The sequence below is a fragment of the Pandoraea soli genome (assembly GCF_902459595.1).
GTDB lineage: Bacteria > Pseudomonadota > Gammaproteobacteria > Burkholderiales > Burkholderiaceae > Pandoraea > Pandoraea cepalis.
The window spans coordinates 1-23,394 of record NZ_CABPSG010000027.1 but is presented as its reverse complement, the minus strand read 5'-3'; the positions used below and the strand labels follow the sequence as shown (position 1 = coordinate 23,394).

The 23,394-nt window shown below is 63.9% G+C and carries 11 protein-coding genes; 2 read left to right on the top strand and 9 right to left on the bottom strand.

What is annotated here, in order from left to right:
* Nucleotides 1–133 precede the first annotated feature (133 nt).
* The 9 genes from mctP to PSO31014_RS21865 form a co-directional block, all read right to left on the bottom strand.
* Nucleotides 134–1,684 (bottom strand): monocarboxylate uptake permease MctP, encoded by a 1,551-nt coding sequence (gene mctP, locus PSO31014_RS21905; protein ID WP_150553545.1) that lies wholly within the window; start codon nt 1,682–1,684, stop codon nt 134–136.
* Complete coding sequence (locus tag PSO31014_RS21900; RefSeq protein WP_150553544.1) at nt 1,681–1,911, bottom strand: DUF3311 domain-containing protein; 231 nt, start codon at nt 1,909–1,911, stop codon at nt 1,681–1,683. Before PSO31014_RS21900 ends, mctP begins: the two co-directional genes overlap by 4 nt.
* Before the next feature lie 209 nt (nt 1,912–2,120).
* Nucleotides 2,121–2,528: a RidA family protein gene (locus tag PSO31014_RS21895; protein ID WP_026131573.1), complete on the bottom strand. Its 408-nt coding sequence runs from the start codon at nt 2,526–2,528 to the stop codon at nt 2,121–2,123.
* Nucleotides 2,529–2,530: 2 nt separating this feature from the next.
* Nucleotides 2,531–3,001, bottom strand: a complete 471-nt coding sequence (locus PSO31014_RS21890) for an acyl-CoA thioesterase (RefSeq protein WP_017231831.1) — start codon at nt 2,999–3,001, stop codon at nt 2,531–2,533.
* Nucleotides 3,002–3,078: 77 nt separating this feature from the next.
* Complete coding sequence (locus PSO31014_RS21885) at nt 3,079–4,722, bottom strand: AMP-binding protein (RefSeq protein WP_150553543.1); 1,644 nt, start codon at nt 4,720–4,722, stop codon at nt 3,079–3,081.
* A 59-nt stretch (nt 4,723–4,781) separates the two neighbouring features.
* Nucleotides 4,782–5,966 (bottom strand): acyl-CoA dehydrogenase family protein, encoded by a 1,185-nt coding sequence (locus tag PSO31014_RS21880; RefSeq protein WP_150553542.1) that lies wholly within the window; start codon nt 5,964–5,966, stop codon nt 4,782–4,784.
* Nucleotides 5,967–5,979: 13 nt separating this feature from the next.
* Nucleotides 5,980–6,843: an enoyl-CoA hydratase family protein gene (locus PSO31014_RS21875; protein ID WP_150553541.1), complete on the bottom strand. Its 864-nt coding sequence runs from the start codon at nt 6,841–6,843 to the stop codon at nt 5,980–5,982.
* Between the two features lie 35 nt (nt 6,844–6,878).
* Entirely contained in the window at nt 6,879–7,691 is an 813-nt protein-coding gene (locus PSO31014_RS21870; protein ID WP_150553540.1) for an SDR family NAD(P)-dependent oxidoreductase, read from the bottom strand.
* A gap of 9 nt (nt 7,692–7,700) precedes the next feature.
* Nucleotides 7,701–10,043 (bottom strand): bifunctional salicylyl-CoA 5-hydroxylase/oxidoreductase, encoded by a 2,343-nt coding sequence (locus tag PSO31014_RS21865; RefSeq protein ID WP_150553539.1) that lies wholly within the window; start codon nt 10,041–10,043, stop codon nt 7,701–7,703.
* A 450-nt stretch (nt 10,044–10,493) separates the two neighbouring features.
* Here PSO31014_RS21865 and PSO31014_RS21860 point away from each other — a divergent pair, with 450 nt between their 5' ends.
* On the top strand, nt 10,494–12,359 hold the full coding sequence (locus PSO31014_RS21860; RefSeq protein WP_150553538.1) for a ShlB/FhaC/HecB family hemolysin secretion/activation protein: 1,866 nt from the start codon (nt 10,494–10,496) through the stop codon (nt 12,357–12,359).
* A 9-nt stretch (nt 12,360–12,368) separates the two neighbouring features.
* Nucleotides 12,369–22,931 (top strand): hemagglutinin repeat-containing protein, encoded by a 10,563-nt coding sequence (locus PSO31014_RS21855; protein ID WP_150553537.1) that lies wholly within the window; start codon nt 12,369–12,371, stop codon nt 22,929–22,931.
* Nucleotides 22,932–23,394: the final 463 nt, after the last annotated feature.

Genomic DNA, 23,394 nt, shown 5'->3' with positions numbered 1-23,394 from the left:
GGGGGCGTGGAGGGGGGATGGACCGGGGCCCCTTTCTGCAGCGAGTTGGGTTTATGTTTGAGAGGCGGAAAGGGGCCTCGGTCCGTCTAGGGGAGCGGTGTTGAGGCCCCGATCCGCCAGCAAAACACCCCCCTCAAGAATGGACTGCGTCTGAATAATCCTCTGGCTGGGTGGCATCAGAGCGTGGTTGCATGCCGAGCACCTTGACGAGCGCCGTCACCAGAACGGCGACAACCAGATTGATGAAGAGCGAATAGAGTGCGGCGTAGCCGGGCATCGTGAGCGAGCCGATGTGCAGAGCGAAGACAGAGGACTTGAAGCCTGTAGAAGCGGCCATCCACGTACCGACTGCGATACCGGCGAACCAGCCGATCAGCAGGCCGCGATGATCGAGCCATCGCGTATAGAGTCCGAGCACGATTGCCGGAAGCGTCTGAATGATCCAGATACCGCCGAGCAGTTGAAGCTGAATCGCGTATTGAAGCGGCAAGAACAGCACGAAGAACAGGGCGCCGAGCTTCACCACGAGCGAGACACGTTTTGCGATCAGCGTCTCCTGCGCAGCGGACACCGATTTATTCAGGAATTCCTTATGCACATTACGTGTATAGAGATTCGCGGCGGCGATCGACATGATGGCGGCGGGGACCAATGCACCGATGGCGATAGCGGCGAATGCCACGCCGACAAACCACGAAGGGAAGGCATAGAGGAACAGCGCCGGCACGGCGAAATTCGTCCCATATTGCGCGAAATACGGTGCGAACTGGGGCATCGACTTCACCCCGGAGGCCAGCGCCATGTAGCCGAGCAAGGCGATCAACCCGAGCAGCAGCGTATAGGCGGGCAACAGCGCCATATTGCGTCGAATCGTATTACCGCTCTTTGCGCTGAGCAGCGCCGTAATCGAGTGCGGGTACAAGAACAGCGCGAACGCCGAGCCCAATGCCAGCGTTGCATAAGCACTGTAGCCTGCGAGCGAACCTTCAGATGGCGGTTTCAGCAGCAGATTCCCTGCGGGGACTGCCGCGAACACATGCGACATTCCGCCCAGGCGAGTCGGAATCACGATCAACGCCGCGATAATCGTCAGATAAATCAGCGTGTCCTTCACAATCGCGATCAATGCCGGTGCGCGCAATCCACTGGTGTATGTGTAAGCGGCGAGAATCACGAACGCGATAATCAGAGGCAAATCGCCGAGCCAGCCTGTCGCGTGGAAGCCCAGGGCGCCGATCACCACCTCGATCCCGACCAGTTGCAGGGCAATGTACGGCATCGTTGCCACGATCCCCGTGACGGCGATCGCCAGCCCTAGCCAACCGCTGCCGTAGCGAGCGCTCACGAAATCCGCGGCCGTCACATAGCCGTGCTTTCGCGACACCTGCCAAAGCTTCGGAAAGACCACAAACGCAAACGGGAAAACCAGAATCGTGTACGGCAACGCGAAGAACCCCAGCGCGCCGGCGCCGAACACCAACGCCGGCACAGCGATAAACGTATAAGCCGTATACAGATCCCCGCCGAGCAAAAACCAACTGACAATCGTGCCGAAGCGCCGCCCTGCCAGCCCCCACTCGTCGAGCTGCGCGAGATCCCCGCGTCGCCAGTGCGCCGCCACGAACCCCACGATCGTGACAAACACAAACAGCGCGACAAAAACCACCGTGGCCGTCCAGTTCATGATCGACCTCCCGTCGCAGCGTCAGCCGGCGCCGTGCGTCGGTGCACCCACGCCGTAAGCAGCGCGGTCACCAACACCCACGCAAACTGATACCAATAGAAAAACGGGAAACCGAAGAGAGACGGCTCGAGCCGGTTGTAGAACGGCACCCACAGCACGCCAGCGAAAGGCAGCAACAACAGCCACAGCCACCCCCCGCCGCGCGATAACGACGCGTTTTCATTCATGATTGCGTACCTCCCGGCGGGATCGCCACCGATCGCTCACGCAACGTGTGCCTATAACGACTATATGTCCTGAAAAGCAAAACGGCTTACGGACAAACCCCAACCCAGCCGGATTCGCCATAAGCCGCATTTCGAGAGGAAAAACCGGCGTCGTCAGACCATGCCCGCCATCCTGCTTCCCCCCTTCACCTACCTAACATCCCCAACGCCTACGCCGCCGGCACCACCGCCGTCACCTCGATCTCCACCTTCGCTTCGTCCTCCACCAGATCGGCCACTTCCACCGCCGTCATCGCCGGGAAATGACGACCGATCACCGCGCGATAATGCTCCCCAATCGCGCGATAACACTCCACATACTCGCGCTTATTCTTCACATACCACGTCATGCGAACGATATGTTCCGGCTTCGCGTTGCCCTCCGCCAGAATCGCCACGATATTCTCAAGCGTCTGACGCACCTGCAGCGCGAAATCGTCCGTCTCGAAACGTTGCTGCCCATTCCAGCCGATCTGACCGCCGACAAACACAATGCGGCTGCCCGCCGTCATCTCGAAAGCCATGCCATTCGCATAGCCGCGCGGCTTCGCCCATTCGGGGGGTTGCAGAACTTGCAGCATCAGGACACTCCTTCAATAACAGAATCAGGTGCGGCAAAGCGCACAATCGCCGCGCGCTGGGCGTCGGGTACCGCGATCGGGGCGGGCCTGCCGCCCTCGCCCTTCGCGACCCAGACCAACACCAGCGTGGCTTGCAAACGCGTCTCGTCGTTCGCTCCGGAAAACCGGATCCGCAACGTCATCGACGAACGACCCAGACGCGAGACCTCCAGCGAACGCTGGAGCGTCTCGCCCAAAAAACTCGGCGCACTGAAGCGACACTCAATGTTCGCCGTCGGCACACCCATCGCATTACGCAAATGCATCTCGCCGAACGACAGACCCAGCCCTTCAGCGCACCAGTCCTCGACCAGATCGTTCATCATCTCGAAATAGCGCGGATAGAACACAATCCCGGCCGGATCGCAATGCTTGAACCGCACCAACAACGGCTTCACAAACGCGTGCGCCGCCACCTCAGCTTCCGACATATCCTCTCCCCCCGCATGCCTCGTCGTCACACCGCGTCAACGTGAGTGGGCGCCAACTGGAGCGCCCCGCCCTCGCCTCAATGCGCCATCTGCCGCAGCTTGAAGCGCTGCAGCTTGCCCGTCTCCGTGCGCGGCAGTGCATCGACAAATTCAATCGCCCGCGGATACTTGTACGGCGCGATGTTAGCCTTCACATACTCCTGAAGCGCCTTCACCATCGCATCGTCGCGCGGCTGGCCCGCTTTGAGCACCACATACGCCTTCACAATCTGACCGCGCGCCTCGTCGCTCGCGCCCACCACCCCGCACTCCGCCACCGCCGGATGCTGCAGCAATGTCGACTCCACCTCCGGGCCCGCGATGTTGTACCCCGCCGAGACAATCATGTCGTCCGAGCGCGCCTGATAGTAATAATTACCGGCCTCGTCACAACGGAACGTATCGCCCGGCAGATTCCAGCCGTTCTTCACATAATTCGTCTGACGTGAGTCCGCGAGATATCGACACCCCGTCGGCCCCTTCACCGCCAGCTTGCCCACCGTGCCCGGCGGCAGCGGCTGCATGTTCTCGTCCACGATCATCGCGATATAGCCGGGCACCGGCTTGCCGACCGCGCCCGGCACCACGTCGCCGTTCGCCGCCGAGATGAAAATATGAATCATCTCCGTGCCGCCAATGCCGTCGATCATCTCGATACCCGACGCCTGCTTCCAGAGTTGACGCGTTGCATCCGGCAACGCCTCCCCCGCCGACACCGTCTTCTTCAGACTCGACAGATCGTACTTGCCCACCAGCGCAGCCATCTGACGATAGAACGTCGGCGCCGTGAAACAGATCGTCGCGCGGTACTGCTCGATCGCCTGCAGCAGACTGTCCGGCGTGAGCTTCTCCAACAACACCGTCGCCGCACCGACACGCAACGGGAACGTCAACAGGCCGCCCGTACCGAAAGTGAACGCTAACGGGGGGGTGCCGCAGAAAATGTCCTCCGGCCCCGGCTTGAGCACATGACGCGGAAACAGATCGCACATCGCCAACACATCGCGATGGAAATGCATCGTGCCCTTCGGCTGCCCCGTCGTGCCGCTCGTGAAAGCGATCAGGCAGACATCGTCCACCGCCGTATCGCAAGCTTCAAAGCTTGCCGGCTGGCGGGCCATGCGGGCCTCCAGTGAGTCCTCACCCACGTCGTGGAAGTACACCACCTGCGTCAACCCGGGACAGAAATACTCATGGTCCGCCCGGCGGTTGAACTCCAGTTCATCCTTCAGACGTCCATCGCACAGCGCCGCGCCGACCTCCGCCTTGTCGACGATCTGCTTGAGTTCCTTCGCGCGCAGCAACGGCATCGTCGGCACGCCCACCAGACCCGCCTTGATCACTGCCAGCCACGCCGCCGCCATGAACAGGTTATTGGGTCCGCGCAACAGCACGCGATTGCCCGGCACCAGCGCCATGTCGTTGCGCAGCACGTGCGCGATGCGGTCGACCATCTCGCGCAAACCAAAGTACGTCGTGACCGTCGTCTGACCGTTCTCCACCGAATAAATCGCAGGCGCCTCGCCGCGACCTTGCGCAATCGCGCGATCCAGCAGTTCGGCGGCGCAATTGATACGCGCCGGGTACGCCACGTCCGGATTGTCCAGCAGAAACTCGGGCCACTGATCCACGGGCGGCAGATTGTCGCGCGCGAAAGTGTCGAGATGTCCAGATCGTTCCATGTGCTTCTCCTTGCCCCCGGTAATCAAGCATGGCGCCTGCGCGCCGCCACAGACCGCGCTCAGCCGTCCTTGAGCAGTTCGCGCGCGATGATCAGTTTTTGTACTTCCGTTGCCCCTTCGTAGATCCGCAGCGAGCGAATCTCACGGTACAGACGCTCCACGATCGCGCCCGACACCACCCCCGCGCCACCGAACATCTGCAACGCGCGGTCGATCACCTGCTGCGCCGACTCCGTCGCGAACATCTTCGCCATCGCCGCCTCGCGGGTCGTACGCTGTCCCTGCACGTCACGCTGCCAGGCCGCGCGATACGTCAGCAACGCTGCGGCGTCCACCGACGTCGCCATCTCGCCCAGGGCCGCCTGCGTAATCTGGAAATCAGCCAGCGTCTGCCCGAACATCTCGCGCGACTTCGCGCGCGCCAGCCCCTCGTCGAGCGCGCGACGGGCAAAGCCCAGCGCCGCCGCCGCCACCGACGCGCGGAAAATATCCAGCGTCATCATCGCCACCTTGAAGCCCTGCCCCGCCTCGCCCAAACGCTGCGACGCCGGCACACGACAGTTCTCGAACTTCAGACGCGCCAGCGGATGCGGCGCGCTCACATCGATTCGCTCGGCAATCGTCAAGCCCGGCGTGTCCGCATCCACCACGAACGCGCTGATACCGCGTGCGCCCGGCGCTTCGCCCGTGCGCACGAAAACACAATAGAAGTCCGCGATGCCGCCATTCGAAATCCACGTCTTCTCGCCATTCAGCACATACTCGTCGCCCTCCGGCGTGGCCGAACACGCCATCGCGGCCACGTCCGAACCGGCATTCGGCTCCGAGAGCGCAAACGCGGCAATCGCCTCGCCGGAAGCCACACGCGGCAAATAGCGCTGCTTGAGCGCGTCGCTGCCCGCCAGCGTGATCGCGCCGCTGCCCAGGCCCTGCATCGCAAACGCGAAATCGGCCAGACCGTCGTGACGCGCGAGCGTCTCGCGCAGCACGCACAACGCCCGCGAATCCAGTTGATCCAGCGCGCCGCCATGACGCGCGCTCACGCAATACTTCAGCCAGCCCGCACGGCCCAGTTGGCGCACCAGCGACACGCATGTCGCATCGGTATCCGCGTGGTGATCGACCTTCAGTTCGCGCGTGCACCAGGCGTCGAGTTCCGCGCCCAACCGGCGATGCGCCTCGTCGAAAAACGGCCATGCCAGAAAGTCGCCATTGCGCGCATTGTGGGGAGTGATATCGCTCATCGTCTCGCTCGCGTCAGTCGCCCTTGAACGCCGGTTTCTGCTTGGCGACGAAAGCGTCGTAAGCGCGGCGGAAATCCTTCGTCTGCATACAGATGGCCTGCGCTTCGGCTTCGGCCTCGATGGCCTCGTCCACGCCCATGTTCCACTCCTGATGCAGCAACTTCTTGGTCACACCGTGCGCGAACGTCGGGCCGCAGGCGATCTGATCAGCCAACGTCTGCGCCGCCGAGAGCACGGTGCCGCTGTCATGCAGGGCATTGAAAAAGCCCCACTGCAGGCCTTCCTCGGCCGTCATCACACGACCGGTGTACAGCAACTCCGACGCGCGTCCCTGCCCGATCATGCGCGGCAGCAGCGTGCACGCGCCCATGTCGGCACCGGCCAGCCCCACCCGCACGAACAGGAACGCCGTCTTCGCCTGCGGCGTGCCCAGACGCATATCGGAGGCGAGCGCCATCATCGCGCCGGCGCCGGCGCAAATCCCGTCGATCGCGCTGACGATCGGCTGCGGACAGGCCCGCATCGCCTTGACCAGATCGCCCGTCATGCGCGTGAAGTCGAGCAGCTCGGGCATGCTCATCCGCGTGAGCGGGCCGATGATCTCGTGGACATCGCCACCCGAGCAGTAATTGCCGCCCGCGCCGGTCACAACGATCGTCTTGATATCCGTGGCGTAGACCAGACCGCGAAACAGATCGCGCAACTCGGCATACGAGTCGAACGTCAGCGGATTCTTCTTGTCGGGACGGTTCAGCGTGATCGTGCCCACGCTCGCGCGCCCTTGCGCGTCGTTCGACACCGACCACAGAAAGTGCTTGGCTTCATAGTTCGCGAACGTGCGCTTGTGATGCGCCATCGTCAGTTTCACGTCACTCATTGGCCGATCTCCTCAAATAGTGTGTGCATGGGTGCTTAGCCGACGGTCACTTCGCCGCCCGCCACCGCGATCGATTGTCCTGTCACCGCACCCGCTCCCGGCTGGCAAAGCCACAGCACGGCGTCGGCCACCTCTTGCGGTTGCACGAGGCGGCCCTGCGGATTGCGGCGGGCCAACTCGGCGCGCGCATCGTCTTCACTGCGCCCGGTCTTCGCGACGATATTCGCCACCGCGTCGCGCACGATATCCGTTTCCGTATACCCCGGGCAGACGGCATTCACCGTCACCCCTTTCTTCGCCACTTCGAGCGCCAGTGCGCGCGTGAGCCCGACCACGCCGTGCTTGGCCGCGCAATACGCAGTCACATACGGATACCCGATCAGCCCGGCGGTGCTCGCCACGTTCACGATGCGGCCCCACCCGGCCGACAGCATCCCGGGCAGCGCGGCGGAAATACAGTGGAACGTCCCCGTCAGGTTGACGTCGATCATTTGTTGCCAGAGCGCACTGTCCGTCTTGCCGAATGGCGCGCTGAGCGCTTGCCCCGCGTTGTTCACCAGCACCTGCACCGGGCCGAAGCGGCCGACCGCGCGTGCAAAAGCCGCGGCGACGGCAGCGGCGTCCGAGATATCCGCGCTGACCCAGGACACCTCGCCCTGCCCGGCCAACGCGTGTGCACCGCTCGCGAGCGTGGCCTGATTGCGCCCGAGCAGCGTCACCCGTGCGCCCTGCGCCAGCAGCGATCGGGCCACGGCCTCACCGATACCGCGTGCGCCGCCCGTCACCAACGCATGCACGCCCGCCAGCGATGCTGGCGACGCGCCGGCCGAGATTGTCGTTGACGTCATGAACTGTCCTTATTTACCGATCTGTTGAGCGTAGGCGGCCGCACGCTCCAGATTGGTCTCGTACTGCCGCTTGCCCGCATAGTACTGCGACGGCCACGGCAGATCCTTGTAGCCGATCTTCGCGGCTTCGTGCAGCGTCCAGAACGGATCGGCGAGATGCGGTCGCGCCAGCGCGCACAGATCGGCGCGGCCCGACGCGATGATGCTGTTCACGTGATCCGCCTCGAAAATCGCGCCCACCGCCATCGTCGGAATGCCGGCGTCGTTGCGTACACGGTCGGCAAATGGCGTCTGGAACATGCGACCGTAGACCGGCTTCTCGTCCTTGCTGACCTGACCCGACGAGCAGTCGATGAGATCCGCACCGGCGTCCTTGAAGGCGCGGGCGATCGTCACGGCATCGTCAGGCGTGATGCCCCCTTCCACCCAGTCGTGCGCCGAAATCCGCACCGACATCGGCTTGGCCGCCGGCCACACGTCGCGCACCGCCTGGAAGACTTCCAGCGGATAACGCAGCCGGTTCTCCAGCGAGCCGCCGTACGCGTCCTGACGCTGGTTCGTGAGCGGAGAAATGAAGCTCGAAAGCAGATAGCCGTGAGCGCAGTGCAATTCGAGCCAGTCGAAGCCCGCCTCGGCGGCGCGGCGGGCGGCGTGCACGAAGTCGTCCTTGACGCGGTCCATGTCGGCGCGGGTCATCTCGCGCGGCGTCTGCGACACGCCCTCGATGTAAGGCAGCGGCGAGGCCGAGATCAGCGGCCAGTTGCCCTCGTCGAGCGGCTGATCGATGCCGTCCCAGGCCAGCCGCGTCGAGCCCTTGCGACCGGCGTGACCGATCTGCATGGCGACCTTGGCGTCGCTGCCCGCGTGCACGAAGTCGACGATACGCTTCCAAGCATCGCGTTGCGTGTCGTTCCACAGGCCGGGGCACCCCGGCGTGATGCGTGCGTCGGGCGACACGCAGGTCATCTCAGCGACGATCATGCCCGCGCCGCCCAGCGCGCGGCTGCCCAGGTGTACGAGGTGGAAGTCGCCCGGCACACCGTCGACCGACGAGTACATGGCCATCGGCGACATCACGATACGGTTCTTGAGCGTGAGTTCGCGCGCCCGGTACGGGGTGAACATCGGCGGAATCGCCTGCTGGCCGTCGACGCGCGTCACGCCGGAACGCTTGGCGAGCCAGTCTTCGAAGCCTTCCACGTAGGCGGGGTCGCGCACGCGCAGGTTCTCGTGAGAGATCCGTTGCGAGCGCGTGAGCAGCGAGTAGGCGAATTGCTCCGGCGCGAAGCGAGCGTAGCGATCGACGGTTTCGAACCACTCCGTCGAATTGCGGGCGGCGTTCTGAATCTTGAGCACTTCGACGCCGCGCGCCGCTTCGTAGTCGGCCAGCACGCGCGGCAAGGCATCGATGCCCTCGCTGCGCAGACCGTCGGCAAGCGCGATGGCGTCTTCCAGCGCGAGCTTGGTGCCCGAGCCGATCGAGAAGTGCGCGGTGTGGGCGGCGTCGCCCATGAGGACGATGGGCACGCGCTTGCCGTCGACATCGCGCCAGTGCACCCAGTGTTCGCAGATCACGCGCGGGAAGCGAATCCAGATGGCCGAGCCGCGCAGGTGCTTGGCGTTGCTCATGAGCTCATGGCCGCCGAGGTACTTCGCGAAGAGGTTTTCGCAGAACTTCACGCCCTCTTCCTGGCTCATCTGATCGATGCCGTGCGCCTGCCAGACTTCCTCGGGCGTCTCGACGATGAACGTCGACGTGTCGGCATCGAACTGATAGGCGTGCGCCTGAAACCAGCCGTGCTCGGTCTTCTCGAAGGCGAACGTGAAGGCGTCGAAGCGTTGATGCGTACCGAGCCAGACGAAACGATTCTGACGCGTGTCGATGTCCGGGCGGTAGGTGTCGGCGTAACGCGTGCGGATGCGGCTGTTCAGGCCGTCGGACGCGATCACCAGATCGGCCTGATAGCGGCGGGCGATCGCTTCGTCGTCGTCGACATCGGTCTCGAAGACCAGCTCGACGCCGAGCGCTTCGCAGCGCGCCTGAAGGATGTTGAGCAGCTTCTTGCGGCCGATGCCGATGAAGCCGTGACCGCCCGAGGTGATCGTGCGGCCTTCGAAGTGGATGTCGATGTCATCCCATCGGTTGAAGGCGGCGTTGATCTGCGCGGCGCTCTCGGGATCGGCCTCCTGAAGGTTGTCCATGGTGGCATCGGAGAACACGACGCCCCAGCCGAACGTGTCGTACGGCCGATTTCGCTCGACCACCACCACACGATGCGACGGATCGCGCAGCTTCATCAACAACCCGAAATACAGGCCCGCGGGACCGCCACCGATACAGACGATATTCATCTCCAGCCTCCGGATTCACAGATCGCGTCGCGTTTGCCGATCTTTGTTAAATCGTAAATAGTTTATACCTAAAATACTAGCGAAAAAAATTACGGCCGGCAAGGTGGTCAGACCCTGATGTTCGACGGATCGGGAAAGCCCTTAGAACGGGAATCGTCTGAGGCGGCCATCGGACGATTCCGAAACTTCGTCCATGGGTCCAAAACCGAAATATTTGGCAATGCTCGTCTGCCAGAATTCTCGCCGTCGTGTCACTCACGGTTCCTTCCAACCTCTGGCCTGACGCCAGGGTGTAAGCCCCCCCGGCTGCTGCATGTTCATCGTGCTCACTGTTGCGCCCTTTTTGCGCATTCGCGTCTGCGTGCGCGTCGATCTCCGCCATGGCGGATTCCGGCGTGCGCGTGATGTCGCGATGCCCCGTTTCGACTACAAAAAAGGGCAACATCATCCGTGGCACATCGTGACCGTCCGGTCTTCATCGCATTTCTCAATCACCGCCTTCGCGCCGTAGTCCCTTACCTCCCTTACGTTCCTCGCGTCCCCCACGTCCTTTGCACACCGGCCGTCCTGCGCACGAGCCTGCTGGCGTGTGGGCTCGCGTTTCAGTGCCCGGCCAGCATCGCGCAAGGCCACCCGTCCGCGTTGCACGACGCCGTGCGGCAAGGCGTGCAGGACGAACAACTGGAGCGCCAACGCCGGGAGGCCGACGAGCGCGAACAACGCGCCGACGCGCCCGACGTTCGCCTGCCGGCCCTCCCCGACGGCGCACTGGCCGCTCAAGACAACCTGCGGCTTCCCGCCGAATCGCCCTGCGTTGCGCTGCGCAGCGTCACGCTCACGGGACTGGGCGGCGCCCCGCTGCCAGCGCCCTTCGCGTCTGTCGAAGCAGCGATCGTCCCGTTCGTCGGGCAATGCGCCGGCACGAATGGGGTAGGCAGGATTGCCGCCGCGGCCACCGAAACGATCCTGGCCGAGGGCTGGGTCACCACACGCGTGATCGTTCCCGAGCAGGACATGGCCGATGGGCATCTGACGCTTCAGGTCATCCCCGGCACCGTCTCGGCGGTGCGCTTCTCGGATCCGGCCACACGCGGCACCTGGCGTTCCGCAGTCCCCTTGCGCGACGGTGACCTGCTCTCGTTGAGCGCGCTCGAACAGGGACTCGAACAACTCAAGCGCCTGCCGAGCCAGGATGCCGATATTCGCATCGAGCCCGGTGACACCCCCGGTTCGAGCGATGTGCTGATCGACATACAACGGACGCGGCCGTGGCGCCTGCTGGCCTCCGTCGACAACGGCGGTACGCGCGACACCGGGCGCCTGCAGGGGCAACTGGCGATCGGTCTCGATAATCCGCTCGGCCTGAACGACCTGCTGGACGTCGCCGTCCAGCACGACCTGTCGACCGGCGACGACCGGTTCGGCACGCGGGGCGCGAGCGCCAGCTACTCGGTGCCTTGGGGTTACCACACCGTCTCGATCTTCGGCAGCACGCGCGCGTACTTCCAACGCATTGCGGGCGCAAATGAATCGTTCGTGTCGAGCGGACGCAACCAAACGGTCGAGCTGCGGCTGGAGCGTGTCGTTCATCGCGACAGCGGCGGCAAGACAGCGCTCGACGCGCGGCTCGGTCGCCGATTCGGCCGGAGCTTCATCGAAGACTTCGAGATTTCCCAGCAGTATCGAAATAACACCTATCTGCAGATCGGTGCAACGCACCGACGATATCTCGGCACGGCGCAAGCGGACCTGGCCCTTAACTACCGGCAGGGCATGCCATGGTTCGGCGCTCAGGACGACCTGCGCGACCCCGTCACCCAACGGCCGACGAAGCAGACATATCGGTACCGCATGTTCACCCTGGACGTGCAGTGGTCCGTACCGCTTCCGGTGGGGCAGCGTTCCATCAGATACGTCGGTACGTTCCACGGACAAACCACCGCCAACGCCTTATGGGCCGTCGATCAGATGGCGATCGGCGGCCGGTACAGCGTACGCGGCTTCACCGGCGACCAGACCCTGAGCGCCGAGCGCGGCTTCTTCCTTCGCAACGAGTTGCACGTGCCGATCGCGGCGAGTGCACACGCCGTGTATGCGGGCTTGGACTACGGCCGCGTGTTCGGCCCGAGCGCCCGCTACCTCCCCGGCGCCCGGCTGGCCGGTGCGGTCATCGGCCTGCGCGGACAAATCGGCACTTACGGCGGCCCGTGGGGCAACGCCAGCTACGACGTGTTCCTCGCCAAACCCCTCCTCCATCCCGCCAGGTTTCCCGTCAATGCCGCCGTTGCCGGCGTGTCGATCGCCCTTCGCTACTGAGTCCCGACCATGAACACACGTTGCTTTCACCTGATCTTCAGTCATATCCAACGCCAATGGGTCGCGGTCGGAGAGAACGTACGTCGCGGCCGAACGCCCCGGGGCGCACGCAGTTCGCGTCGTCGCCAATCGGGCGGCGCGCATGCGGGGGCACCACGACAACGCGTTCTGCGCCCGCTTCATTCCGCAATCCTGTCGGCGCTGCTTGCTCTCGGCTTCCCGATCACGGCGGCATCGCAGATCGTCGCTTCCCCCGGCCCGCACGCGCCGGGTGTCGGTACGACACCGAACGGGTTGCCGCTCGTCAACATCACCGCGCCCAGCGCGGCGGGCGTGTCCCAGAACCACTACCAGCAGTTCGACGTCCCCACGCAGGGTGCGATTCTCAATAACTCGCGCAGCATCGTGCAGACGCAAATCGGCGGACTCGTGCCGGGTAATCCCAACCTCGCGGGCGCGCCGGCACGCATCATCGTCAACCAGGTGACTGGAACGCTGCCATCGCGCCTCGCTGGCTATCTGGAAGTGGCCGGGCAGCGGGCCGAAGTCATCGTCAGCAACCCCAACGGGCTGACCTGCGACGGCTGCGGTTTCATCAACACCGCTCGCGGAGTGCTCACGACCGGCCTGCCGGTGTTTGGCGGCAGCGGCTCGCTCGAGGCGTTTCGCGTGACCGATGGACGCCTGCAAATTACCGGTCAGGGTCTGAACGCCAGCAACCTGACGCACGCCGCCCTTCTTGCCCGCGCCGTCGAGGTGAACGCCGCCGTTCACGCGCAACAACTGGATGTCATCGCGGGCCTGAACGATATCGACGCGGCCACGTTCGGCATCCACCGCAGCGCCACGGCCACGAGCGGCGCGCCGCCTTTCGCGCTCGACATCTCCCGTCTGGGCGGGATGTATGCCGGAAAAATCCGGCTCATCGGCACGGAAGCCGGTGTGGGCGTGAACGTGGACGGGCACATCACCGCCAACCAGGGTTCGCTCGTGTTGAACAGCGCCGGGCAACTTCGCATCGGCGGACGACTTCACGCTCGCGAGGACCTGCGTGCGGCCGCCGCCGGAGACTTGTCGATTCGAGGCGAGACAGTGGCCGACGGCGCGCTGGCGCTGCGAAGCGCGCGCGACCTCGTCAGTTCGGGCACCCTGCGCGGCGCGCGTGACGTGACGCTCGATGCCGGCGGCACGTGGCGCCACTCCGGCACGCTGTCCGCTGGACGGCATCTGGTCGCCGATGCGGCGACCGTGGCGTCCTCGGGCGCGATGGCTGCCGGCGCCAAGGCCGACGGCACGCACGGGGAGACAGGGAACCTGTCGCTCTCCACCGCTAGCCTGATGCAAGCCAGCGGCACCCATTCGGCCACCGGCGACATCGCCGTGATCGGCGACGCGCTCGATTTCACCGGCGCGACGTTGACCACCCTGCGCGGGCTGCGGATGCAAGCACGCAGCGGTGCCGTCGCGATGACCCGCGCAACGACGCAAGTCGGCGGCGCAACGCACATCACGGCACGCCACGATGTGATCCACGATGGCGCAACGCTCAGGACGTCCGGTCTCGACGTCGAGGCCTCCGGACTGAGCAATCGCCGCGGACGCATCTCGCAATGGGGCGCATCCCCGTTCCGACTCTCGCTGTCTGGCCTGCTGAGCAATCGCGAGGGGCAGATACATGCCAACAGCAGCCACTTCTCGCTGACCTCCGGGCACATCGACAACACGTCGGGCAAGATCGAGCACGCCGGCACAGGCGACTTCCGCTTGGCCGGCGGGCGTGTCGACAACACGTGGGGGACGTTCGCCACCAACGGCGCCCTGTCCATCGACGCGGGCACCTGGCGCAACGATTACGGCACCGTCTCCGCGAAGCGTTCCCTGACGGCCGGCATCCATGGCCCGATGACGAACACGGGCGGGCTGATGCAATCCGGGGGCGCTTTTTCGCTGCAGGCGGACGCCATCGAGAACCGCGGTGGACGATTGCTCGCACTGGGCGGCGCAGACCTTCGTCTTCACGCCGAGACGCGCATAGACAACGCACGACTGGGCGATACCCAAGGGGAAATTGCCGGGCGTGGCGACGTCGCGCTCTCGGCGGCGTCGCTGTCCAACAGCGGGACATGGACGGCGCAAGGATCGCTCGTCGCCAATGCGGCAGGCCCCTTGCTGAACGCAGGCGGGCGCATCGTCGCGCAGCATCACGTCACCCTTGCCGTGCGCGGGCTGTTCGACAACGCCAACGGCATCTTGAACGCGGGCGAGACGTTGATCCTGCGTGCCGATACGATCCGCAACATGCGCGGGGTGATGCAGTCGAGCGCGCTTTCCTTTCACGCCAAGCATCTGGATAACGGCGCCGGGTCGATCCGACAGACTGGCACCGATGCCGATCACTCGGCGTTATTCAGCATCAGCGGACGTCTGCAAAATAGCGGAGGCGAGATCCATTTCGCCGCCCATGACGCCACCATCGACGCCACCCAATTGGACAACACCGGCGGCACCGTGGCGCATGCCGGGCGCGGCGCGCTGTCCATCAAGGGGCAATCGCTCGTCAACCGCGAGGGGCGTATTGGCACGAACGGCGACTTGCTGTTGCGCATGAAGTGGCTCACGAATGCACTCGGTCGCATGACGGCATTGCGACACTTGCGCGCGAACGTCGACGCAGGTCTGAACAACGCTTCGGGGCAACTGGCGGGGAAGTCCGTGACGTTGGAGGTGGGCGAGACCCTCGATAACCGCGCGGGTTCGGTCGAAGCCAGCGATGCGCTGATGGTGAAGGCTCGGGATGTCGACAACGCGGCGGGCGCGCTGCTCAACAGCGGCCAAACGCCAACGACCGTTGCCGTTCAGGACACGCTGACCAACACGGAAGGCGGCCGAATCGCGGCCAATGCAGACGTCACCGTCACCACGGGCAACTTCGACAACTCCGGGGGTCGGCTGCATGCGGGCAAGTCCCTTGCGCTAACAGTTGCCTCGGACCTGCTCAACACGGCCGGCTACCTCACCGCGGGCGAACGCCTCGACATCGTCGCCGGTGGCAGCGTCGTCAACCGCACCGGCCACGTGAGCGCCCGCGACGCCCTGCGCATCGCGGCCACCGGCAATATCGACAACGGATTGGGGACGTTCGACGTCAGCGCGCCTAATGGCTACCTGCGCTTGTCCGGGCGACAACTGGACAACGCCGGTGGCCGCATCGCGAATGCCGGCACGGGTGCCGTCGACCTCATCCTGCGCGAACGGCTACGCAATCGCGCCGCACCCGGGAACGCGGCGAAGTCCGTCGGCAGCATTGCCGGCAACGGCACTGTGAACGTGTCGGCGAACGGCATCGACAACCTCAATGACGCCTGGATCGCCGCCGGCGGCGCGCTCAAGCTCACCTCGACGCGGGACATCAACAATCGCTTCGGGCGACTGCAAGCGCGTGGTCCGTTGACCGCGACAGCGAAGCAGCACATCACGAATGTGGACGGTGTGATGCATGCGGGCCAGGCGCTGTACGTCACGGCGGGTGGCAAGCTCGACAACACGCGCGGCAGCATGGAAACCGCGGGCGATCCGTCGACCGGCGGGCACTCAGCCGTCACCCTGTCGTCCAGCGCGCTCGACAACACCGACGGCAGGATCGTCAACGGCACGCGCGGCGACCTGACCCTCACGGCGAACGTCATCACGAATGCGCTGACCCGACCTTCGGCGTCGAATCGTCCTGTCGGATTGGTGGGCGGCAACGGTCGCGTATCCATCACGACGTTTGCGCTGATGAATGGCCCGAACGCGCTTATCAGCGCCGGCGCGGATCTGTCGCTGGCGGTACGCGACACCCTCGGCAATGCCGGGACGCTATTCTCGGGCACCGACCTCGGCGTGATGTGGCGGGATGCGCAACGAACACAAGCGTTCGAGAACACCGGGACGGTTCAGGCGCGTCGCGATGCGTCCCTTGCCGTTGCAGAACTGGACCACCGCTCCGGCGAAATCGCCGTCAATCAGAATCTGATCCTGCGCACCCAGCGCCTGCTCGGCACCGCCCGGTTACGGGCGGGCAACGAGCTGCACGTCTCGTTGCCGGGCGACTTTACCTATGGCGCCGACCACGCCTGGCAAGCGAACGGCAGTCTCAAGCTCGACGTCGGCGGCCTGTTGCGCGTTCATGGCGCGCTTGGGGCCATCAAGCAACTCACGGTGAACGCCGCGCGCGTCGTCAACACGGCGCAAGGGCGCCTGCGAGGCAGTTCGGTCCTCGTGAACGTGGTGGACGACATCACCAACGACACGCGCATCGATGGCGACGACGTCAGGCTGATCGGCGCCCGCTTCACGAACAACGGCGCCGTCATCGGCGGGCGCATTCGATTCGATGGCGCGAGCTTCGTGAACACGGGCGAGCGCGCCGTAATGGCGGCGACTCAGCAACTCGATCTCTTCGTGTCGGGCGATGTCCTCAACGAGAATGGCGCGACGCTCTACAGCCTGGGCGCCCTGCGTGTCGCCGCGGGCGAGACGCGCGATGCGCAGAGCTATCTGACGCAGCAGACGGGTAGCTTCATCAACCGCTCGGCCGTGCTCGAAGCCGGTGGCGACGTCGACATCGCGACGCGCGAGTTCGTGAACGACCGCAGCTACATCAACATTGTGCGAGGCGGCGACACGAGCGAGACCCAGACGGTGCGCGACGTCTGGATCGCTGGCTACGTGGCATTGCCGAACGAATCGGGGAGTCGGGCACGCTGCGCTGCCGGCACGGCATCCGCCTGCGAAGAATTGCCGACCGAGCATGCAAGCCACAGCCTGAGCGTGAACGGCGAACCGGCGATGATCGAAGAGAGGTATCAGGAAACGGGATCAGACGGCACAGAGGTGTGGAAATCCCGTCTGATCCCGAATCCGCGCAACCAAGCCTTTACGCAGTGGCGTTGGGGGCGTGAAGCGCGCGCGGCACTCTCGGCAGAGAAGCTCCACGCGGTGAACAGCCCCATCAGCGTCACGATCGCCAAGCGCGGGGTGACGGCACTCGACACCGACAAGAAGACGTTTTCGCTGGAGCACCCCATCCTCGAGTTGTACAAGCGGAATTTTTTCTCGAGAGATTACGACAGCCGCAACATCACCCAACGCGCCGTTCAGCATTTCGAGTCGATCACGGATGACGGCCAGGGAAATTGGGTCATCCAGTTCTGGCCCGACTACGAACCCGATGCGCACATCCGGCCGACGTTCGTCGATCAGTCCCGCCACACCATTACCGGAGATTCCGAGGAAGGCGTTCGGATCTTCCGCCGTGGACACGGCATCGAGGACGGCCGCGACACCAATGAATACCGTCGCCGCATTACCGTTCGCAGCGCGACCGACGTCCTGGGCGACGTCGCCGCGCCGGGCGTCATCACGTCGCAAGGCACGATCCGCCTGAACGTGGATAACGGCACCGCGTTGAATCATGCGTCGACGATCAGCGCCGGCGGCGACCTGCAGGTTCGCGGCAACGACGCTCGCATCACGAGCCGCAGCGTGGGACTCGAGCGCGTGGAGCGCATCGCGCAATCGTCGGATCTCTATTGGCACGAGAAGAGCGGCAACAGCGATAGCTGGTTCACAACGGTCGATCTCGACGTGACGGAACGGCGCGCCATCGTCGATGGGCTGCCCAGCCTGATCACGTCGAACCAGACGACAAGCCTTCGCGGGCGCGACGTCACCATCGAGACCGGCACCGTCGACGGCACGATCATTGGTAGCCGGCAAACGGACAGTGCGGTCGGCACGTCGGCGCGCGTTGCCGTCGACACCGACGCGACGACGGTTGCGACCGGTGCGCCGGCCGGCGTCGATCCCTTGACCGCGACGCCGGCGACGTCCGAGATCTCGGGCGCGGTTCAAACACTGGATAGCGTCTCCGGCGGGATCCCCGATCTCAAGCTGCCGCGCAGCGCCCTGTTCAAGGTCGTGACCGCCCCCGACCAACCGTATCTCGTCGAGACCGATTCGCGATTCACCGATTACGGCGCGTTCGTCTCCAGCAACTACCTGCTCGAGTTGCTCGGCGTCGACCCGGCCGGCATCGAGCGGCGTATCGGGGACGGCTTCTACGAGGCGAAGCTGGTGCGCGAGCAGGTGCTCACCCTGACGGGACGCGCGTCGCTGGGCATCCAGGACGGTGGCGCCACAGCGACGGCTGACGCCGAGTTCCGCGCGTTGCTGGCGCAAGGCGCCCGCGCGGGCCGCGATCTCGAACTGCGCGTGGGCATTCGACTCTCGCCCGAGCAAATGCGGGCCCTCACCGATGACATTGTCTGGCTGGTCCGCCAAACGGTGACCTTGCCGGACGGCAGCACGACCACCGTGCTCGTGCCGACGGTGTACCTGGCGCATGGCAAACGCGTCGTCATGCAACCGGGCGGCGCATTGGTGACTGGCCGGGACGTCATCGTCGAGGCAACGAACAACCTCAACAACAGCGGCCAGATCGTCGGCGATGCGAGCACTCGAGTCCATGCGAGCGACGTCGACAATCGCGGTGTGATCGGCGGCACGAGCGGCTTGGGCAGCGTTGGCCAGGTGGACGTCGTTGCCGAACGCGATGTGCGCAACATCGGCGGCGAAATTGCGGGCAAGCAGGTCAATGTCACCGCCGGACGAGACGTTGTCGTCGCCAGTCAGACCCATACGAGCGAGTGGGTGAACGGATCGCAGTCCGGTTCGGCAACTACTGTCGAATCGCAGGGGCGCATCGGTGCGCTGGATTCATTGGTGATCACTGCGGGGCGAGATCTCTCGGTCAACGGCGCGGAAATCGACGCCGGTGGCGACGCCGACCTCGCTGCCGGACGCGACATCTCGCTGGGTGCGGTGGCGTTGAACCGCGAATTCGGCGGCGGATCCAGTGATAACCACAATTACACGCAGGTCACGGATCACGCCACAACCGCCGTCAACACGGGCGGCAACGTTACCGTCGTGGCGGGACGCGACGCGTCCACCGCGGGCACCGGTATCGACGCGGGCAAGACGGTCGTCATTGCGGCGGCCCGCGACGTGGAGATTGGCGCGGCCATCGGCAGCGTCACGGACTCGGGGCGTGTGAACACCGACACCTATGCCGCGTCGGTGGACTCGTATGCGGAAACGGTGCGCGGCAGTCAGGTTCAGGCCGACGGCGGGATCACCGTCGCCGCCGGGCAAGCCGCGGCCGTCAAGCGGCTGCTCGATGAGCGACGCGTCACCGCATATGTGATGTCGGGGGACGCGACGACCGGTGAAGTGAAAATACTCGGCTCGTATCTGAGCGGGGGTTCCGGCGATGGCACGCCATCGGGGGCGGCATCGACATCGGCCAAGGCATCGGCATCTACATCGACATCGACCAAGGCATCGGCATCGACGTCGGCCAAACCGGGCAAGTCCGACGTCACCGTCGTCGCGACAGGCGATGTGACCATCGGCGGCGTTTCGGCCCGTTACGACGACACCCGTTGGTCGCGAAGGACCCAGCAGGGCCTCCTCTCCTCCACGACTGAAGAACATTTGCGCGAATCGCACGGTACGCGCACGACAGGCAGCACGTTGTCGGGCGATGGCGTCACGGTCGCGTCGGGGCGGGACGTCACGATTACCGGGTCGCAGGTGGTGGCCGATGACGACATGACGATCGGGGCGAAGCGGAACGTGACGATCACGTCCGCGGAAGACCGCAGCAACTCGCTGAGCGTTACGGAGAAGCAGACCAGTGGCGTCTTTGGCAGTGGTATGGGCTTCACCATCGGCAGCCGCTCGGAGAAGGAAAAGCAGCGGCGCGAGCAGGTCGATCACACGGGGAGTGTCGTCGGTTCGGTGACCGGGGACGTCAGCGTTCAGGCAGGCAACGACTACCGGCAGGCGGGCAGCACGGTGGTTGCCCGCGATGGTGACGTGACGATTGCGGGCAAGCGCGTTGCCATTGTCGAGAGTGAAGACAGCGAGCGGAGCGTGCATGAACGGGAAGTCGAGCAGTCGGGATTGACCGTTGCCGTCTCCAGCCCGTTGCTGGATGCCGCGGAGACCGTCGGTCAGATGGGCAAGGCGGTCGGCAAGGTCAAGGACCCGCGCATGAAGGCGCTCGGTGTCGCTGCCGGCGGACTCGCAGTGAAGAATGCCGCCGACACCGTCAAGAACCTCAAGGACGCGGCCAACGTCAGTATCTCGGTCACGGTCGGCGGATCCAAGCAGGAAAGCCGCGAGACCAACGACAGCGCGACGGCCAATGGCTCAAGCGTGCGTGCTGGCGGCAACGTCACCGTTGCGGCCACCGGCGATGGAGATCAGTCGTCGTTGCTAATCCGCGGCAGCGAGATCGACGCCGGGCACGACGCCAAGCTCACCTCCGACGGCACGCTCGACATCCTTGCGGCCAAGGACACCTCGGAGCACCATCGCAGATCGACCGGGGTGTCGGGCGGCATCGGGCTGGGCATTTCCATGGGCACCAATGGCATGTCGATGGGGGTGACGGCCAAGGCCAGCGCGTCGCGTGGCAAGGCGGACGGCAAGGACGTTACCCAACGCAACAGCCATATCTCGGCGGGCGGCGTGGCCGAGATTGTCTCTGGTGGCGACACGAACATTAGAGGCGGGACGGTGGTCGGCGAGCGAGTCGTTGCCAATATCGGCGGCGATTTGAACATCGAGAGCTTGCAGGACACGAGCGTCTACGCATCGAAGGATCAATCGATCAGCGGAAGCGCCACGGTGGGCTTTGGCGGCGCGGCCGGCAGCATCAACGTCAGCCATCAGCAGGTCAACAGCGATTTCGCCAGCGTCACGGAGCAGTCGGGGATCAAGGCGGGCGACGGCGGTTTTGATGTCACCGTGAAGGGCAACACCGATCTGACGGGTGCCGTTATCGCGTCGACCGATAAGGCCGCTGACGAGGATAGGAACCGTCTGAAAACCGGCTCGTTGACGACGCGCGACATAGAAAACCACGCAGAGTACGACGCCTTTGGCATCAGCCTGGGCGGCGGCGTCAGCATGGGCTTCGGAGACAACGCCAAGCTCGGCACGGACCAGAAGGGGGACGCGCAAACCGGTGCGAACGCCACACCGGGCAGCGAGCTGCCGAAAACGGGGCCGGTGAGCATTAAGCCGCCGGCGGTGGTGGCCGCTGGCGATAGCGCATCGAGCACGTCGCGCAGCGGCATCAGTGCGGGCGTGATCGAGATCACCGACGAAGCCAGCCAACTGGAACGAACCGGCAAGACGGCCGAGGAAACGGTAGCCGCCGTCAATCGCGACGTGTCATCGGACAAGGACGGCAGCGGCGCACTCGCCAACAAATTCGACAAGGAGCAGATCGAAACCAGCTTCGAGATCATGCGGACGCTGCAGCGCGAGGTGGGGACGTTTGTGGGGAATCGGGCTAAGGAATACGAAGCGCTAAAAGCAGCACGCAAGAACGAGACCGACCCGACAAAGCTAGCGGAGTTGGACAGACAGCTTGTCGACGCAGCGAAGTGGGCGCCGGGCGGACGATATCGCCAGATCGTCACCGTGATCACAGCGGCAGCCGGTGGAAACGTTACCGCTGGCACAGGCGAATTCCTGCAGCGCGCCGCAGTGAGCTATCTGCAGACGCTCGCGGTGGAAAAGGTCAAGGAGATCGCGGACGACCTCAAGAGCGAAACGGCCCGCACTGCCTTGCATGGGATCGTTGGCTGTGCCGGTGCTGCAGCCGTCGGGAGCAACTGTGGCGCTGGGGCAATGGGCGGGGCGGCGAGTGTGGTTCTCGGCAATTTGCTTAACGCCGTCGCAGATACCAGCAATGACGGGCTCTCACAGCCCGAGAAGGAAGCCCGAATGAACCTGATTGAATCGCTCGTCGCCGGCATCACGGCCGGAACCGGTGGGAATGCCACCGCAGCGAGCATCGCGTCAAGGCTAGAGCTGGAGAACAATCAGTTCGATCTGCCGCAGGGAATCGTAAGGGCCGGAGCCGCATCAACGTCGCTGGGCGAATTCATGGCGAAGAACGGCGCATCCGCTGAAGAAATTCAGCAAGCTCAGACAGACCTGCTCCGCGGATTGGGGACGGATGCGGCTCAGCCTGCGACAGCGCTGTTGAAAAATTGGGCAACTCTCATGGCCGCGGCACCGTCCATCGCTGGTGGAGCCACAGCGACCTTGGCCGGCGTGGCGGCGGGTGGGGCTATTGGTGGAACAACTAACGTCATAGTCCAGCGAACACTCAATGGAGAGCAAGAAATGAGCACCGTCGATGTCCTTGTTGCAATTGCAACCGGAGCGGCAACTCAAGGTCGGGGCATTGTCGCGACTGTGTCCACAAGCGCCAGTGGTGCAGCGATTGGGGCGACGTTGAAAGGCGAGGAAGTGACGAGTCCAATTGTCGGAGCCGTGCTGGGTGCAGCAGTCGGGGCAAAGATAGGCCACGCAATCAGTGAATCTGCAAAAAATGTAACAACGAACGGCGCATCCAACATCGTCGGATCAGGTGCTGGGTCTCTCATTTCAGAAGCCATCTCCTCGGGCATTCAAGATCAACTCAAGGAAGAAAAAAATAAATGATAAAAATCAAAGATATTATTCAAATACTGATTTTTATAATCTACCTGTCGGCATCATTATCGTTACTGACATTATCAGCGAGATTCTTCGTGGCAATTTATTTCCTCATTACACACGGTGAATTTTATTTCAGCAGCAGCAATTTCACTTACTCGATAAAAGCAGGAACTGCAGCCGGAATTCCATTGGGATTTGGCATCTGGATTCTCGGTAAAATTAACAAAAGAAATCATGACAAATAAGGCGGCGCAATCGGCGCCAACTGAAGCCTCAATCTTCCGCCGAATCAGTGCGCGACAGGAAAACCCGGAAGATTTACACGTTTTATTAATTTACATATTCATTTCCAGATAAATTAGCAGGACACAAAACAAAATGCCTGCAAACCTTAGTCTCCAGTTTCAAGTGCAACACCGCGAATGATGTAGGGTGTTGCGATGAAGAAGAACTACAGGCATTTGAG